Raw genomic sequence first — 17,002 nt, forward strand, 5'->3', positions numbered from 1 at the left:
CGAGCCTGTTAGACGGAGGACGCACCGTGAAACGCGAACCTGCACATGCCTACCTTCGCCGGCCCGCTCCCGCCGCGGCGGTGCGCGACCATCGCGGCGTCCTGCGCCAGGCCATGAACGCCCACCAGGCGGACGATCTGGACACGGCCGCGCGGCTCTACCGCGAGGTGCTGGAGCTGCACGCCGCACAGCCCGACGCGCTGCATTACCTGGGCGTGCTGTGCCACCAGCAGGGGCGCAGCGACGAGGGCGTGGAGCTCATCCGCACTGCGTTGAAGATCACCCCGCGCCACCCGGACGCGCACAACAACCTGGGCAACATCCACAAGGAGTGCGGTCGGCCCGCCGAGGCGGAAGCCTGCTACCGGCGCGCGCTCGAATGCGCTTCGGAGCATCACAACGCGCAGGGCAACCTGGCGGTGGTGCTGGAGGTGCAGGATCGCCTGGACGAGGCTTTCGAGGCATACGGCACGCTGCTTCAGCAGGCGCCGGACGACGCGCGCGGCCACTATCTGCTGGGCCTGTTCCTGCGCAACCACGCGCAGAGCATGGAGCACCTGGAGCAGTCGGCCGAGTGCTTCCGCCGCGCGTTCGAGATCGATCCACGCAGCCTGCGCGCGCTGGAGGCGCTGGGCGTCACGCTGTACGCGCTCAAGCGCCACGACGAAGCCCGCCAGGTCTATCGCGACTGGCTCGCGCGCGAGCCGGACAATCCGGTGCCGCGCCACATGCTGGCCGCTTGCGGTGGCGCCGATGCGCCGCCGCGCGCCGACGATGATTACGTGCGCGAGCTGTTCGACGGCTTCGCCGACAGTTTCGACGAGCAACTGCTGAAGAACCTGGATTACCGCGCGCCGCAGGTACTGGCCGCCGCGCTGGACGGCGTATTGCCTGCTGCGCACGGAAGCCTGGACGTGCTCGATGCCGGTTGCGGCACGGGACTATGCGCGCCGCTGGTGCGTCCTCACGCGCGGCACCTGGTCGGCGTGGACCTGTCCGGCGGCATGGTCGAGAAGGCGCGCCTGCGTGGCGGTTACGACGCGCTGGAGGTGGCCGAACTGACCAGCTACCTGCAGGCGCATCCGGACGCCTATGACCTCGTGCTGTCGGCCGACACGCTGGTGTACTTCGGCCGGCTGGAAGAAGTGCTGGTCGCCGCGTACGCGGCCCTCCGGCCCAACGGCTGGCTCGGATTCACCCTCGAGGCCAAGGCCGACGAGTCCGGAGACCTGGAAATCACGCCGAGCGGGCGTTATCGCCACGGCCGCGGCTACGTCGAGCGCGTGCTGGCTTCCAGTGGCTTCGGGAACGTGCGCATCCAGGCCGACACGCTGCGCCGCGAAGCCGGCCAGGCGGTCGCCGGCTGGGTCGTGCTGGCACAACGCCAGCCCTGAGGATTGGCATCATGACGGGCCGGTACTCCGTCGTGCACCAAGCGCCGAGACTCAGCGGCAGGCGCCGCCGTTGAGCGCATTGTCAGGATCGCAGCGAAGGCTCGTGCCGAGCGTATCCAGCTGGCCGCGGATGGCACCGGCGCACGCGACTTCGTGCCCGCTGCCGTCGGCGGTGGTCACGTGCACGCCGGCCGTGCGCTGACCGACTTCGGTGTAGTCGAACACCGCGTAGTCGACGCCCGCGCGGCTGAAGCCAACCTCGGTACGTTCGGCCTGGTAGCGGGTGTAGTGCGCGTAACCCAGCTGGCGCAGGCCGTCGTTGGCGTCCGGCGGAAATGCCAGTTCCACCTTGGGCGCCCTGCCGTAGCGGTACTGCAAGGCGGACGGCACGCTGCCGCACAGGCTGATGGTCTTGCCCGGTGCAGTCCGGCAGCTGAAGTAGGTGGTTTCGCCTGCATGACAAAGATCCTCGGCAAGCGACGTGGCCGGACTCGTGCAAGAACCGGCCAACAGGCAAGCCAGTACCGTTTCAAGTCGGCGTCTCATGGCGAAGGCCTCCCGGCCGGATGATGCGGCCTACGGTGGTAGACCTGCGCGTGATAGCTCCGGCCGGCTTGATGTTGCCATCGATCTGGCGGTGGCCGTTACAGGTCCTGGCGGAGGTGGTCCACGGCGATCCTCATTGCTGCATCAACTCGTCGATGCGGTCGCGCATGCTTTCGCCGAGGCAGTGGACATCCGTGCCACAGGCGTCACGCGAGCCGATCCACTGCCGTTGGGATTGGCGCAAGGTCGTGGCATCGTCGCCCGCCCGCGGCAAGGCGAATCGATAGGCTGCGGCCACGCTGCGGTCGTAGCCGGCGAGCGTCGCCGATGCACAGATGGTTCGTTCGACGGCACTGTGCGCCTTCGCGCAGGGGAACGACGCGCGTATCGGTTCCTGGCTCTCCACTTTGCGCAACACCAGCACATAACCGCTGCCGTCGTAGTTCGTCAGCAGGCGGTCGGCGGAAGGCGTCACCATCCATGCATTGTTCCAGGGCGATCCGTCGGGCGTGCAGCGGACTTCCACAGGCGATACCGCCGCGTCGGCAAGCTGGATGCCGAAATCCGCAAGGGTCGGTTGCGCGGGCGTGTCGAAGGATTCGGGACGCGCAAAGCGATCGCCGATGAAGTGCTGCAGTTTGTCGACCGGCAAAGCGGTGAAGGCAGGGGCGTCGCAGGTGCGCGAACCGTCGTCGAGCCGGATCCCCGCATCATCGACGACGAGCTGGCGGCCGAGCAGCCGGGGGTCGTCAGGGAAGTACTGCCAGTGGGCCTGGTCCCGATGATCGACGGCCACCTGGACGACCTCCCAGCGCCCCTGCACCGTGGTCGGCGCAGTGGCGGCGACTGCCTGCATGAGGGCGAAGCAGCCAATGCTCAATGCGAGCAGGCGCAGCGATGGGCGACGACGGTATGGGTGGCGCATGGATGGGACTCGCCTCAGGACTTTGCAGCTATCAGGATGGATTCGAACTGCTGTGCGATGCCGGCGATGTCCCCCGCATGGTCGCTGCCGTTGACCATGTGGCGTGCACCGACGTAATCGGTCTTGGCGCCGTGGAAGTAGGTCGCGAACTTCCTGCCGTTGGCAAAACCCTTGCCCGTCAGCATGCCGTGCGCCATGACCTTGTACGCGATCTGCGGCTGCAGCACGTCGTCGGGGTTCAGCAGGAGCTGGAGGCCGAGGTTCAACTCGGTGCTGGCCTTGGCGTAGTTCGACCACCAGGTCAGTTGCACGTAGCCGCGGCCGTAGTAGGCGTACTCGTCACCATCATCGTCTTTGTAAGCCGTAACGGCCTTCTGGGTTGGGGCCGCGCCCTGCTTCGCGCCGTGGGTGATCGCCTTGTACGTGCCTTCGGCCGTTACCGTGAACTGGTCGCCGTCCTGCTCGGTGACGCGCGCGCCTCCTTTGGGAATGGATTTCACCTTTACCGGAAGGAAGTAATTGCGATGTGCGCCATGGCCGACCTCCTCGACCGGCGACAGCGTGATCGCCCAGCGCTTCCGCGACCGCACCAGCGGCTTGCCGTTTTTGCCGACCACCGGTTTGTGATGCTTGTCCAGGACCGGCACGGATTCTTTCTTGAGCGACGTGGTTTCCCAGTACGCGGTGGCGAGCATGTAAGCGGTCCAGCGTACGTCGGTGATGCGCGTGTCGGCTTCGATGAAGCCGACCAGGAGCTCCATCTGCGGAATCGCGGCTGCATCGTAGTGCGCGGATTTGCCGAACTCGCGGATGAAGCCCTCACGCAGCTTGATGCGGTCGAATGTCCCCTGCCACGCATAGATCGCGTTGGCGGCGTTGTCGGCCGCCGCTTGCGCTGCCGCCGATTTGCCCGGCGGGCGCAATCGTGGCTTGGCGCCCATGGCATGCGGAAGATGCGCGACGCTCCCTGCGGGATGGTGGCCCGGCAAGGCCTGCTGCGAGAGGGCGCCGGGGGCCGTTGGGTGAGCGTTGCGGTGGTGGCGCATGGGAGGTTCCATCCGGTGGCGGTTCGCACCGATCCGGACCCGGTGGCGCGCGAACCGATTCTAGACGCGTTGCACCCCGCGCGCGTGCCTGCGATCGGCTTGGGGGAGCCAGCGGTCTTTGTCCTGCGGGCGAGCGTGGGAAAAGCCGGTTCAAGCCGAACAATGGCTTTTCGATCAACCAGTTGTCGCTAGCGCTGCCGGCGCTGAATGTGGGTGACCTGAAATGCCCCCGATTTACGCACTAAGAACCATGGGGACTGCCTGCAGGTGCCGCAGGACCTCGTGATGTTGTGGGCGCAAACCGCTGGCAACGGGGTTTGCGTGCATCGGTTGGCTTAAGGGGGCTTGGGATGCGTATCGACGGTGCTTGCGGCGGCGGACACGTCTGCCCGTGGCAGTGGCGCGGTGCTCGGGCACCCGCTTGTGTCCGGCCTGCGCGTCGCGCACGGCTCCATTTGCTCGCGATCGCAGGTTTTTGAGGGACTGGACATGACCTACCGTATGACGATGACGTCGTCTCTCGGCGACAAGCTCACGGCGGCAAGCCTTACGGGCAGCGAACAGTTGGGGCGGCTCTATTCCTACCAGCTGAAAATGTGGAGCGAGGACAACGGCATCGACCTGCTCGCGCTGCTCGGCAGCGCCATCACGGTGACGTACGAGGAAGGGACCTACACGCGCCATGTCAACGGCATCGTCGCCGAGGCATCCCAAAGCGGTTTCGAGAGCTTCCAGGGCAAGGAATACGCCGCCTATTCGGTGACGCTCGTTCCCAAGGCCTGGCTGTTGCTGAACAAGGTGGACTGCCGGATTTACCTGAACCAGTCCGTGCCCGACATCGTCAAGGCGGTACTGGCGGAAATCGGCTACAGCGACATCAAGCTCGAGCTCACCGCGAGCTACCCGGCGCGCGAGTACTGCGTGCAGTACCGCGAGGATTATTTCAACTTCATCAGCCGGTTGATGGAGCAGGAAGGCATCTACTACTTCTTCCGGCACGCCGACGGCGTGCACACCATGGTGCTGGCCGACTCGCTGGGGGCGCACTCCGCATCCGACGGATTCGCCACGCTGCCGTATCTGCCGCAGGCCGGAGACAGCGGCGCGTCGCACGAGATCGCGGTCACCGAATTCTCGCCGGCGCGCTCGGTGCAGACGATCAAGTATTCGCTGACCGACTACGATCCGCTGAAGCCGAAGGCATCGTTGCTGGGCGTCAATTCGGCCAGCAATGCTGACGGCAACCATGCGATGTCGGACCTGGAGTCGTTCGACTATCCCGGCGAGCACGACTCTGCCGACGTGGGCAAGCACTACGCGCAGGTTCGCGTCGAAGCGATCAATGCCATGCAGTCGCAGTTCTCCGGCGCGACCAATGCCGGCGGCCTGCTTACCGGCGCGCTGTTCAAGCTGGAAGGGTTTCCGCAGGCCAAGCTGAACCAGGAATACCTGGTGGCCGGCTCGACCCTGCACATCGCCAATCCGATGCAGGGTGGGGAGGGCGAGCAGGTCCATTGCAGTTTCACCGCCATCCAGAGCAAGCAGCCGTTCCGCGCCATGCCGATGGCGGTCAAGCCGATGGTCGTCGGGCTGCAGACGGCGGTCGTCACGGGAAGCGACACGGCCGAAGACATCGCCGTGGACAAGTACGGCCGCATCCAGGTCACGTTCCACTGGAACAAGCCCGACAAGAAGAACGCACAAAGTTCGTGCCCCGTGCGGGTGGCGTCGGCCTGGGCCGGCAAGAACTGGGGCGCGGTGAGCATTCCGCGCATCGGCCAGGAAGTGGTGGTCAGCTTCCTGGAAGGGGATCCTGACCGCCCGTTGGTGATCGGCAGCGTCTACAACGCCGACAACATGCCGCCCTACACGCTGCCCGACAACAAGACCCAGAGCGGCATCAAGAGCCGCAGCCTGCTCGGTGGCACCGCCGACTTCAACGAGTTGCGCTTCGAGGACAAGAAGGGCGAGGAGGACTTCTTCATCCACGCCCAGAAGGACATGCACGAGGAAGTCGAGAACGACCACGTCGTGACCATCGACCACGACGAAACGGTGACGGTCAAGCACGACCAGACGCTTACCGTCGAGAACGACCAGACCGAGACGATCAAGCATGATCGCAAGGTCACCGTGCAGAACGACGACAAGCTCGACGTCACCAACAACGGCACCACCGGCATCGGCCAGAAGTTCAAGCTGACGGCCGGCACCGAGATCGAGCTGGTGACCGGCGCGTCCAGCATCGTCATGAAGAGCTCGGGCGACATCGAGATCAAGGGCGTCAACATCAAGATCACCGGCAGCGTGGGGGTGAAGGTCGAGGGCCAGGTCGAAGTTGGCGTCAAGGCCGGCGCCACGATGGACCTGGGCGCCGGGGCCACGCTCAAGATGCATTCGGACGCCATGCTCGAAGTGGCTGGCGGCGCGATGGCCACCGTCAAGGCACCCATGCTCACGCTCAAGGGCGACGGCATGAACCAGGTGTCCGGCGGCGTGGTGATGATCGGGTAAGGGGGAGAGCGTCATGTCGATCGTCATGCAAGCTGCCGAGCAGATGGAGCTGGGTGAGCCCGCGCGCGCCCGGCTCGAGCCCGGCATGGGGCCGCGCGAGGCCGTGCAGGCGTTGCTCGAAGGCGGCGAAACGCAGGACGCGCTGAAGTTGCTCGCACGCCTCCTGCCCAAGCGATACGCCGTAGCCTGGGCCTGCCAGTGCGCGCGAGACGTGGCGCTGCCGCTGGAGGACAGGGCCGGCGCCGCGCTCGCCGAGCAATGGGTACGCGAGCCGGAGGAACCCAATCGGCGCGCTGCGTTCGAGTTCGCCAACGCTGGCGGTTATCGAAGCATCGGCGCCTGGCTGGCGGCCTGTGCGGGCTGGTCGGGGGGCAGCCTGGCGCCGGCGACCCAGCAAACTCCGGTGCCGCCGGCCGAACACCTGACCGCCTGCGCCGTGGTGGCGGCCATCAACCTGATGGCCGGCCTCGATCCGGAACGCTTCGAGCAGCGCCGCGCCGGCTTCATGGCGCGCGCCATGAGCCTGCTCGGCGCCGGCGAAACCCAGACCTGCTGAAGGAGCGACGCGTGCCTATCCCACAGACACTCGTGCTCGCCGTGCTCGGCCCGCACGCCGCGCAGTTCGGCGCACGCAGCCAGAAGGCCTTCGAGGGCCGCGACGGCAGCATCGGCCGCGCGGAGGACTGCGACTGGGTGCTGGCCGCGGCCGGCGTGTCGCGCGTGCACGCCATGGTGCGCTGCCTCAACGGCATGTACTTCATCGAGGACCGCAGCACCAACGGGATGCTGCTCAACGGCCGTCCGTTGGTAAAGGGCGACCCGGCCTCGCTGAAGGAGGGCGACCGCCTGCAGATCGACACCTTCGAGGTGTCCGTGCGGATGCAGGCCGACAGTGCCACTCTGGTGCAGCCTGGCCCGGCACCCGTCCCGGCACCCGCGATGGCGGCTGCGGCGCCGCTGCCGGGAGGCGACTTCCTCGACGAGATGCTGGGCGGCCCGTTCGGCGCGCCGCCAGCCCCGGCGCGCGGTATCCCTGACGAGCCGCTGATTCCGGCGCCCGGCGGTCCGGCCGCCACGCTCGATCCGCTGGCGTTCCTGGACGAGCCCTTCGGTGCGCCGCCGGCGCCCGCGCCTGCACCGGCCGCAAGCTGGAACCATTCCAGCGGCATGGCCGATCATTTCCATCCCCCGGGCGTTGCCGGCCAGCGCCCGGCGCTGCCTGAGAACTGGGACCTGACCATGGGCGACTTCGCGCCTAAGTCGGCACCGGTAGCCACGCCCGCACCCCCGCCAGCCCCGGCACCGGCGGCGCCGATCGCGCCGGTGGCGCCGCAGCCGGTCGTGTCGCTGGCGCCCGTCGCCGCCCCGCACGGCGCTCCGGCCGGTGTCCCGCCCGAGCTGGACACGATCTTCCGCATCGTCGTCGATGGCGTGATGGACGTGCTGCGCGCCCGCGCGGAGATCAAGAACACCTTCCGCCTGCCGGTCACGCTGATCCAGCGCTCGGAAAACAATCCGCTGAAGTTCGCGCCGACCGCCGACGAAGCGCTGCAGAAGCTGCTTGCCCCGGCCACCGGTGCCTTCCTCTCCGGCACCGATGCCTTCCAGGACGCCTTCGACGACATCCGTTGCCACCAGATGGCGATGCTGGCGGGCGTGCGCGCGGGTTTCGAGGCCGTGCTGGCGCACTTCAACCCGGACCGGCTGGAGCAGGAAGTGGACGGCAGCAAGCGCTCGACCTTCGGCGGCAAGGGCCGCTACTGGGAGCGCTATCGCGAGAACTTCGAGGGGCTGGCCAAGGACCCGGACGAATGCTTCCGCCGTTTGTTCGGGGACGAGTTCGCACGCGCCTACGAAGAGCAGCTGGCGCGCCTGAAGTCGGCACGGGTGCGGCAGCGGTAAGAGCGCATGGCGCTTTTCACGTGAAAAACACGCACTAGAAGAAGGGCCTCCCACGCCAGGGCATCCCCTGTAGGAGCGCCTTGGGCGCGACCGCGGAACCTGGGGTCGCGCCCAAGGGCGCTCCTACAGGCAGCTCGCGGGCCGTGGGGCGCGTCCAGGGATGCAGGGCGCCCAGGAAGCAACCACCAGCAGACAGGTCGGTCATGACGCAAAACAACAAAGTGGTATGGAGCGAGGGCCTGTTCCTGCGCCCGCAGCACCTGCAGCAGCAGGAGCGCTACTTCGAGCGCTTCGTCGAGCTGCGCGCCGGCGCACTGCGGCCCTACGCCTGGGGTTTCCAGGAGCTGGAGCTGGAACCTGACCTGCTGGCGATCGGCAAGCTCGGTATCCGCCGCGCGAGCGGCATTTTTCCCGATGGCACGCCGTTCTCCATGCCCGGCGACGACCCGCTGCCACCGGCGCTGGAGGTCGATGCCAACTGGCGCGACCAGACCGTCTACCTGACCCTGCCGTTGCGCACGCCAACGCAGCCCGAAAGCGGGCGCCCGGAAGCCCCGGCCGAGCGGCTGTTCCGCTACCGCGTGCGCGAGACCGAGGTGCGCGACAGCTCCGGCAGCGTCGAGGGGCTCACGCCGCTGGAAGTCGGCGGTATGAGCACGCGCCTGCTGCCGCAGTCGCAACCGATGGAAGGGCTGGCGCAGATCCCGGTCGCGCGCATCGTCGAGTGCCGCGCCGACCGTCGCGTGATGCTGGACGACGCCTTCATGGCCACCGGGTTGAGCTGCCAGGCGGTGCCGCGGCTGGTGACCTTCCTCACCGAGCTGCTCGGCCTGCTGCACCAGCGTGGCGAGGCGCTGGCCAGCCGCGTGGCGTTGACCGATCGTGGCGGCGCGGCGGAGATCGCCGACTTCCTGATGCTGCAGGTGGTCAACCGCTACCAGCCGCTCATCGCGCACCTGGCAGAGGCGCCGCTGGAACACCCGGAAGCCTTCTACCGCACGCTGGTCGCGATGGCTGGCGAGCTCACCACCTTTACCGCGCCGGGCAAGCGTCCGCCGATGTTCCCGCCGTACCGCCACGAGCTGCTGCGCGAAAGCTTCGAACCGGTGATCGTCTCGCTGCGCAACGCACTCAGCGCGGTGATGGAGCAGACCGCCATGCCGATCCCGCTGCAGCAGCGCAAGTACGGCGTGTGGGTGGCGGTGGTGCCCGACCTGACCCTGATCGACACCGCGGCCTTCGTGCTTTCGGCCAAGGCCGACATGAAGTCCGAGGACCTGCGCCGGCAACTGCCCGCGCACGCCAAGATCGGCCCGACCGAGAAGATCCGCGACCTGGTCAACCTGCAATTGCCCGGCATCGCGGTGCAGCCGATGCCGGTGGCGCCGCGGCAGATTCCCTACAACGCGGGCTACCTCTACTTCGAATTCGACAAGCACTCGCCGATGTGGCGCGAGCTGAAGACCTCCGGCGGCATCGCGTTCCATTTCGGCAGCGAGTTCGCCGGGCTCGACCTGCAACTTTGGGCCATCCGGAGCTGATGCCATGAGCGGTCCCTTCGACGAGGACATGCGCGACGCCACCGTGGTGCGCCCGCGCGGCGCACCGGCCCCGGCCGCGGCCGTTGCCCCCCCGCCGGCCGCCCATGTGCCACCGCCGGCCGCCTACGCTGCTGCGGCCCAGCCGACGCGCGAGGAGGACATCAGCGGTTTCCTCGGCGGTGGCATGAACCCGCTGGTGCAGGCGGCCAGCCCGCTGCTGCTGCTGGCGGTGCAGTTGCGCCACAGCGCCACCGCGCCGGACGCCGCGCGCCTGCGCGAGCAGGCCACCACGCAGGTACGCCGTTTCGAAAGTCGCGCGCAGGCGTCCAACCTGCCGCAGCAGACCGTGCTGGCGGCGCGTTACGTGCTGTGCACCATGCTCGACGAGTCGGTGCTCAACGCGCCCTGGGGCGAGCACAGCGGCTGGGCGCAGCAGACCCTGCTGGTGGCGTTCCACAGCGAGTCCTACGGCGGCGCCAAGTTCTTCCAGATCCTCGAGCGGCTGTGCGCGGATTTCTCCAAGCACATCGACCTGATCGAGCTGATGTACATCTGCCTGGCGCTGGGCTTCGGCGGGCGCTACCAGATCGAGGCGGGCGGGCGCGCCAAGCTGGCGGACATCCAGGAAGACCTGTACCGGCGCCTCAAGGAACAGCGGGCGCCGGCCGCGCAGGAGCTGGCGCCGCACTGGCGCGGCGTGGAAGACCGTCGCAACCCGCTGGTGCGCTATGTACCGCTGTGGGTGATCGCCACCGCTGCCGCCTGTGTGCTGCTGGCGGCCTTCCTGTTCTTCTACACCCGGCTCAACGATGCCGCGTCACCGGTCAACGCGCAGCTCGCGCGGATCGGGTTGGAAGGCGCGACGCCGCCGGACACCGCGCACCGTCCCGCGCCCGAGCGCAAGCGCCTGAAACAGCTCCTCGCACCGGAAGAACAGGCCGGGCTGCTGAGCATCGACGAACAGCCGGACGGGCAGGCGATGCTGCGTCTCTCCGGCAATGCGATGTTCGCCTCTGGCGGCGTCGACGTGAACGATCGCCAGTTGCCGCTGCTGCACAAGATCACCGCCGCGCTCAACCAGGTGTCCGGCCGGGTGATCGTCATCGGCCACACGGACGACCAGCCGATCCACTCGCTGAAGTTCAAGGACAACTTCGCGTTGTCGGCGGCGCGCGCGCAGTCGGTCAGGCAGATCCTGACGCAGGGGCTGGACAACCCGGGCCGCATCGAATCGACCGGCGCCGGCGCCTCGCAGCCGATCGCGCTGCCACCGGACCTGCCGGACAACCGCACGCGCAACCGCCGCGTCGAAATCAAGTTCATCCCGGAGGCCTGACGCCGTGGCGAAGTTGCTGAGCCTTTTGAAGTCCGCCTGGTTCGTCACGCTGATCGGCGTGCTGCTGCTCTCGGTGCTGGTGTGGCTGGGCGGTCCGTACCTCGGAATCGGCGATTCGCAGCCGCTGGCCAGCCCGGTCGCGCGGCTGCTGCTGATCATGGTGATCGTGCTTGCCTGGGGTGCCTGGCTGCAGGTGCAGGCGCTGCGCGCGCGCGGCAAGGCCAACAAGATGTCCGGCGAGCTGGCCGGGCAGGGCGGCGCGACGCCCGCTGGTGGCGGCGACAACCGCGGCGCGGGTGAAGGCGCGCAGCTGCAGGGCCGTTTCCAGGAAGCGGTGGAAATGCTGCGCAAGCGCCGTCGCGGCAACCTGTATGCGCTGCCCTGGTATGTGGTGATCGGCCCGCCGGGCTCGGGCAAGAGCACGTTGCTGCAGAACTCCGGGCTCAATTTCCCGCTGTCCGAACGCTTCGGCAAGGAAGCGCTGCGCGGTGTCGGCGGCACCCGCAACTGCGACTGGTGGTTCACCGACGAGGCGGTCTTCCTCGACACCGCCGGCCGCTACACCACGCAGGATTCGGACCGCTCGGCCGACGCCACCGCCTGGGGCGAATTCCTCAAGCTGCTGCGTCGCTACCGCAAGCGCCGACCGATCAACGGCGTGATCGTGGCGATGAGCCTGTCCGACCTGATGGTGCTGGATGACGCAGGACGACAGGAACACGCGGGCGCGATCCGCCGCCGCCTGGATGAACTCTCCGAGCACCTGAGGATCGGCGTGCCGGTGTACCTGGTGCTGACCAAGTGCGACCTGGTGGCCGGCTTCGGCGAATTCTTCGACGACATGAACCCGGAGCTGCGCAGCCAGGTCTGGGGGGTGTCCTTCCCCTTGGGCAAGACCATGGAGGGAAGTGCCGCCAAGGCCTTCGCCGACGAATACCGGCTGCTGCTGGACCGGCTCAACACGCGCACGCTGGATCGCCTGCACGCCGAGCGCGACCGCGGTCGCCGTGCCGCGGTGCTGTCGTTCCCGCAGCAGCTGGCAGCGCTGGGCGAGACCGCGCGGCAGTTCGTCGAGGGTGTGTTCGCCGGCCATGCCTATGGCACGCCGCCGCTGCTGCGTGGCGTCTACCTCACCTCCGGTACGCAGGAAGGCACGCCGATCGACCGCATGATGGGCGCGGTCGCGCGCACTTTCGGGCTGGACGCCGCACGGGTGAACCCGCAGGGCGCGCAGCGGCGTACGTTCTTCGTCGAGCGGCTGCTCAAGGAAGTGCTGTTCCGCGAATCCGGTCTGGCCGGCACCAACCCCGCCATCGAGCGGCGCAAGGTCGCCGTGCAACTGGCGTCCTACGCCGGCATGGCGCTGCTGACGGTGCTGTTGTGCTTCGGCTTCGCCACCAGCTATGCGCGCAACCGCGCCTATCTGGGGCAGGTGGAGGATGTGTTGAAGGATTACCCCGCCGGCGTGGACCTGCCGGCCAGCGCCACGCCGAAGGAATACTTCGCCAAGGTGCTCGACCGGCTGGAGGCGTTGTCGGCCGTGCAGCAGACGGCTACCCCGGAAGGCGGCGTGCCGATGTCGATGCGGCTGGGCCTGTACCAGGGCAAGGCGGTCGGCGAGGACCTGCACGCGGCCTACCTGCGCGAGCTCAATGCACTGTTGCTCCCCGGCGTGGGCGCGCAGTTCCGCGGCGGCCTGGCCGCCAGCGCGTCCGATCCCCAGGCGCTGTACTACTACCTCAAGGGCTACCTGATGCTGGGCGAGCCCAAGCATCTGGATGCCGACGAACTGGTAGCCCTGGCCAACCTGGAATGGCGCAAGGTGTTCCCCGACGAACCCGTGCTGCAGCAAGCGCTGGCCAAGCACTTCCAGGCGCTGGTCGAGGAACCCGGCCAGTTGCGCGCCCTGCCGCTGGACGCGGCGCTGGTGGAGCAGGCGCGCACGACGCTGCGCACGGCGGACCTGTCGACGCTGGTCTACGGCAGCATGAAGCTGTCGGCCGAAAGCGCCGGCAAGCCGCTGCAACTGGACAAGGAATTGGGCCTGCTGGGCAACGTGTTCCGCCGCCAGAGCGGCAAGCCGCTGTCCGATCCGCTACCCGCGCTCTACACGCAACCGGTGTTCGCCATCGAGGCAGACAAGGGCGTGGAGGAGGCGGTCAGGCAGTTCGCCTCGGATGACTGGGTGTTCGGCGCCGAACCGATCGATGCGCTGGCGCAGGCACGCCTTTCGCGCCAGGTGCTGGCGCTCTACGAGGCCGACTACATCAAGGCCTGGGATGCCCTGCTGGCCGACCTGCAGCTGCAACCGGCGGCCAGCATCCAGGATGCCAGCACCATCGCCGCCAAGCTGTCGGGCCCGAGCTCGCCGCTCAAGTCGCTGCTCAAGCTGGTGCGCGACAACACCAGCGACATGCTGCGCGCGCCGGCGCCCGACGCCGGCGACAAGGCGCTGGATGCAGCCAAGGATGCAGCCGCCAAGAAGGCCACCCAGAACGCGCTCGGCCGGGCGTTGGCGAAGGTCGGCGGTGGTGCCGGGAGCGCGGACGAAGCGCCGCCCGGCAGCGCCATCAGCGCGCACTTCGACACGCTCAACAAGCTGAGCGAGGGCGCGCCCGGCGCCGCGCCGATCGACCAGACGCTGGCCGCGCTCGACCAGCTGAGCAAGACGCTGCTCACCATGACCGACTTCAGCGACGCGGCCGGTCAGCCCAACCCGCAGCTGCTGATGGCGCAGCAGGCGGCCGCGCAGCTGCCGCCGCCGGTATCGGGCTGGGTCGCCTCGCTCACCGGCAAGAGCCAGGCGCTGGTCGCCAGCGGTACCAAGGGCGCGCTCGACGAGCAGTTCCAGCAGGCCGCGGCACAGGATTGCGCGGCCTTCACCCAGGGCCGCTACCCGTTCTCCCCGAGCAGCCGCAACGACATCCCGGTGCAGAACTTCGGCGAGATGTTTGGCTACGGCGGGCGCTACGACGGCTTCTTCAAGCAGACCCTGGCCAAGCTGGTCGACACCAGTGGCCGCAACTGGCAGTGGAAGAGCGGGCCGGGCGCGGTCAGCGGCTCGGCATCGATGCTGGCGCAGATGCAACTGGCCGACAGCATCAAGCAGATGTACTTCCGCAACGGCAGCCCCACGCCCGAAGTCGGTTTCACCCTGCTCGCGCCCGTGCTGGCGCCGGGCATCGGCCACTTCGCCATCGCCATCGACGGGCAGACCTTCGACTACAAGCCCGGCGGCACCACCAGCATGGCGATGAAGTGGCCCGGACCGACCCCGGGACAGGTCAAGGTCTCCGCGTGGGACACTGCCGGCAACCTGCTCAGCAGCTACGACTACCAGGGCGACTGGGCGTTCTTCCATGCGTTGCAGGCGGCGCAGCTCTCGCGTCAGTCGGACCTGCGCTACCAGGCGCACTTCGACTTCGGCGGCCAGGCCGTGCAGCTGGTGGTGCAGGCCAGCAACCTGAAGAACCCGTTCCTCAACACGCAGGTGCAACGCTTCCGGTGCGGGGGCTAGCCATGTCCGGGCCGACAGGGGGCGGGACGGCAAGCGTGGGTTTCTTCGGCAAGTTGCCGGGGGCGGGGGACTTCGTGCAGCGGCGGCTGCCGTTGGCATTCGTCGAACGCTGGGATCACCACTTCGAACAGGCCGTCTTCGCCAGCCGCGAAGCACTGGGCCAGGATTGGACGGCGGCCTATCGCGCCAGTCCGACCTGGCGATACGTGCTTTCGCCGCAGGCATGCGGCGAAGGTGCGTGGGCCGGCGTGTTCGGCCCCGCCGACGACCGCGTCGGCCGCAGCTTTCCGATGGTGCTGGCCGCGCCGGTCGCGCCCGCGCAGATCGAGCCGCTGCTGCGCGACGGTACCGGCTGGTTCGATGCGCTGGCGCGCGTCCATGCGCAGGGCCAGCGCGGCGCGCCGGTGGATGCCGAAGGCTTCGACGCCCTGGTGGCGGCGCTGCCCGGCCCCTCGGCCGACGCGCCCGTGCCGGCCGACCCGTCCGAAGGGGTCGACTTCAGCCGCGCGACGCACTGGCGCCTGCCGTTGCCGGAACGTGCCATCGATACCGATGCGTTGGTCGCGCTGTGGCGACGACTGGTGGGCCACGGTGGCCCCTGGTGCCTGTGGTGGACCGAGGGCGCCGGCCGCGTCCCGGCCGGAGTCCTGGCCACCCGGGGCCTGCCGGCGGCCGACGCCTACGCAGGCTTCCTCGATGCGGCCCGCGCCGGTGCGTGGCAGGCCCCCATGGGCGGCCCCGCGCCGCGTGCCGTGCCGGTGGCCTCCGCTATCACCGAACCGCCTGCTCCGGCTCCGGTGGTGCGCGATGCCGATGACGACGTGACCGTGCCCGGTTTCGTGCGCCAGGCAGGCGCAACGGCGACGCCGGTGGCAGCACCGGCATTCAACACCGAACTCTCGGTGCAGACCGCGCCCGGCGCGGCCGTCGTGCGCCATCCGGCCTGCGCGCTCACCCTGGTGGCGGCCGATGTGGGCCAGGCCGATCCGCGCCGTCGCGCCGCATCCGCGGTCGCCAGCGTCGGCGCCGAAATGAGTGCCTCGGACGAGGCCGCGCCGGGCACGCATGCGTTGCGTGCCCGCCTGATGGCGCTGCATCCGCTGCTGCGCCATGGCCGCGTCAGCGAAGACGGCGCGGTGGTGGCCGCGCGTGTCGCCGGGCCGCAGGCCGGGCTGCTGCGGGTGGGTGCCGCGGGAGCATGGCACTGGCGTGGTGGCCGCGTGCGTCCGCTGTTCGCCACCACGCTGGCGCAGCCATCGCTGCCCGGTGGCGGCGAGCTGGACGACCTTCTGTTCGGCGGCAATGACGCGCCGACCGCGCCCGGCCTGGGTGCCGAAGGCATGCCTGGCTGCGAGCAGATCGCCTGCGAACTGATGCCCGGCGACCGCCTGGTGCTGCTGGCCGGCGTGGCGCATACGCAGCTCTCGCAGGCCACGCTGGCGCAGGCGCTTGCCGCCGCCACGCCGCAGGACGCGCAAACGCGCCTGGCCCAGGCGTTGGGCCCGACTCATTCGCGGCCCTGGCCGCTGGCCGTGATCGAGGTGCAGCCATGACCGTGCGTTACCTGTCCGCGGGGCATACCGACACCGGCAAGGTCCGCAAACACAACGAAGACGCGATCCTGGTGCGCGAGGACGTCGGCCTGTGGGTGGTCGCCGACGGCCTGGGCGGCCATTCGGCCGGCGACTACGCCAGCGGGTTGATCGTCGAGCGACTCGGTGCGCTCCCGCGCAACGGCGACGTGTTCGACTTCGTCGAGTCGATCGAAGACACGCTGGCGCAGGTCAACAGCGAACTGCGCCAGGTCGCCGCGACGCGTGGCGTCGACCTGATTGGCTCGACCGTGGTGGTGCTGGTCTACGATCCCGACTTCATGCTGTGCGGCTGGGTCGGCGACAGCCGCGCCTATTGTTTCGAGGATGGGCGCCTGCGGCAGATCACCCGCGACCACGTGCATGGGCTCAAGGAGGAAGTGACCCAGTTCGCCGGTGGGCCCGTGCCCGCGAGGCCGCAACCGGGCGCCGGCGTGCTGACCCGTGCGATCGGCGCCGAGGACCGGCTGTTCGTCGACTGGGTTGTGGCCGGCAACCGCTCGGGCATGCAGTTCGTGCTGTGTTCCGATGGCATCAACAAGGAAATGTCCGACGAGGAGATCGACGCGCAGTGCGCGCGCCCGCAGCCGCCCGGCGATTTGCTGCAGGGGTTGTTCGCCCTCGCCATGGGCCGTGCCGCGCGCGACAACGTATCGGCCGTGGTCGTGCGGTTGCAGGGCTGACGCGAC

At 68.6% G+C, this 17,002-nt stretch carries 12 protein-coding genes; 9 read left to right on the plus strand and 3 right to left on the minus strand.

The window, feature by feature from the left end:
* Window positions 1-26 precede the first annotated feature (26 nt).
* A complete protein-coding gene (locus ACFWZ1_RS06365; protein WP_439665806.1) occupies window positions 27-1,394 on the plus strand; it encodes a tetratricopeptide repeat protein in 1,368 nt (455 codons plus the stop codon).
* Between the two features lie 51 nt (window positions 1,395-1,445).
* Here the strand turns inward: ACFWZ1_RS06365 and ACFWZ1_RS06370 are convergent, their stop codons facing one another.
* The 3 genes from ACFWZ1_RS06370 to ACFWZ1_RS06380 form a co-directional block, all read right to left on the minus strand.
* Window positions 1,446-1,940 carry a hypothetical protein gene (locus tag ACFWZ1_RS06370; protein ID WP_439665807.1) on the minus strand — a complete coding sequence of 165 codons (495 nt, stop codon included), beginning with the start codon at window positions 1,938-1,940 and terminating at the stop codon, window positions 1,446-1,448.
* A gap of 133 nt (window positions 1,941-2,073) precedes the next feature.
* Window positions 2,074-2,865 carry a lysozyme inhibitor LprI family protein gene (locus tag ACFWZ1_RS06375; protein ID WP_439665808.1) on the minus strand — a complete coding sequence of 264 codons (792 nt, stop codon included), beginning with the start codon at window positions 2,863-2,865 and terminating at the stop codon, window positions 2,074-2,076.
* Window positions 2,866-2,879: 14 nt separating this feature from the next.
* Window positions 2,880-3,911: a hypothetical protein gene (locus ACFWZ1_RS06380; RefSeq protein ID WP_439665809.1), complete on the minus strand. Its 1,032-nt coding sequence runs from the start codon at window positions 3,909-3,911 to the stop codon at window positions 2,880-2,882.
* Window positions 3,912-4,400: 489 nt separating this feature from the next.
* Between ACFWZ1_RS06380 and ACFWZ1_RS06385 the strand changes: the two genes are divergently transcribed.
* The 8 genes from ACFWZ1_RS06385 to ACFWZ1_RS06420 all read left to right on the plus strand — a co-directional run bounded on the left by ACFWZ1_RS06385 (window position 4,401) and on the right by ACFWZ1_RS06420 (window position 16,996).
* A complete protein-coding gene (locus ACFWZ1_RS06385; protein WP_439665810.1) occupies window positions 4,401-6,425 on the plus strand; it encodes a type VI secretion system Vgr family protein in 2,025 nt (674 codons plus the stop codon).
* 13 nt (window positions 6,426-6,438) lie between these two features.
* Entirely contained in the window at window positions 6,439-6,981 is a 543-nt protein-coding gene (locus ACFWZ1_RS06390) for a DUF6931 family protein (protein ID WP_439665811.1), read from the plus strand.
* Between the two features lie 17 nt (window positions 6,982-6,998).
* Window positions 6,999-8,327 carry a type VI secretion system-associated FHA domain protein TagH gene (gene tagH, locus ACFWZ1_RS06395; protein ID WP_439666877.1) on the plus strand — a complete coding sequence of 443 codons (1,329 nt, stop codon included), beginning with the start codon at window positions 6,999-7,001 and terminating at the stop codon, window positions 8,325-8,327.
* 203 nt (window positions 8,328-8,530) lie between these two features.
* Window positions 8,531-9,868 carry a type VI secretion system baseplate subunit TssK gene (gene tssK / locus ACFWZ1_RS06400; RefSeq protein ID WP_439665812.1) on the plus strand — a complete coding sequence of 446 codons (1,338 nt, stop codon included), beginning with the start codon at window positions 8,531-8,533 and terminating at the stop codon, window positions 9,866-9,868.
* A 28-nt stretch (window positions 9,869-9,896) separates the two neighbouring features.
* Complete coding sequence (gene icmH / locus ACFWZ1_RS06405; protein WP_439666878.1) at window positions 9,897-11,204, plus strand: type IVB secretion system protein IcmH/DotU; 1,308 nt, start codon at window positions 9,897-9,899, stop codon at window positions 11,202-11,204.
* 4 nt (window positions 11,205-11,208) lie between these two features.
* Window positions 11,209-14,721 carry a type VI secretion system membrane subunit TssM gene (gene tssM / locus ACFWZ1_RS06410; protein WP_439665813.1) on the plus strand — a complete coding sequence of 1,171 codons (3,513 nt, stop codon included), beginning with the start codon at window positions 11,209-11,211 and terminating at the stop codon, window positions 14,719-14,721.
* Window positions 14,722-14,756: 35 nt separating this feature from the next.
* Window positions 14,757-16,274 carry a type VI secretion system-associated protein TagF gene (gene tagF, locus ACFWZ1_RS06415; protein ID WP_439665814.1) on the plus strand — a complete coding sequence of 506 codons (1,518 nt, stop codon included), beginning with the start codon at window positions 14,757-14,759 and terminating at the stop codon, window positions 16,272-16,274.
* A complete protein-coding gene (locus tag ACFWZ1_RS06420; protein WP_231324771.1) occupies window positions 16,271-16,996 on the plus strand; it encodes a PP2C family protein-serine/threonine phosphatase in 726 nt (241 codons plus the stop codon). The genes tagF and ACFWZ1_RS06420 overlap by 4 nt, the downstream gene beginning before the upstream one ends.
* Window positions 16,997-17,002: the final 6 nt, after the last annotated feature.

It is taken from the genome of Frateuria sp. GZRe14, assembly GCF_051900395.1.
Classification (GTDB): domain Bacteria; phylum Pseudomonadota; class Gammaproteobacteria; order Xanthomonadales; family Rhodanobacteraceae; genus Frateuria_A; species Frateuria_A edaphi.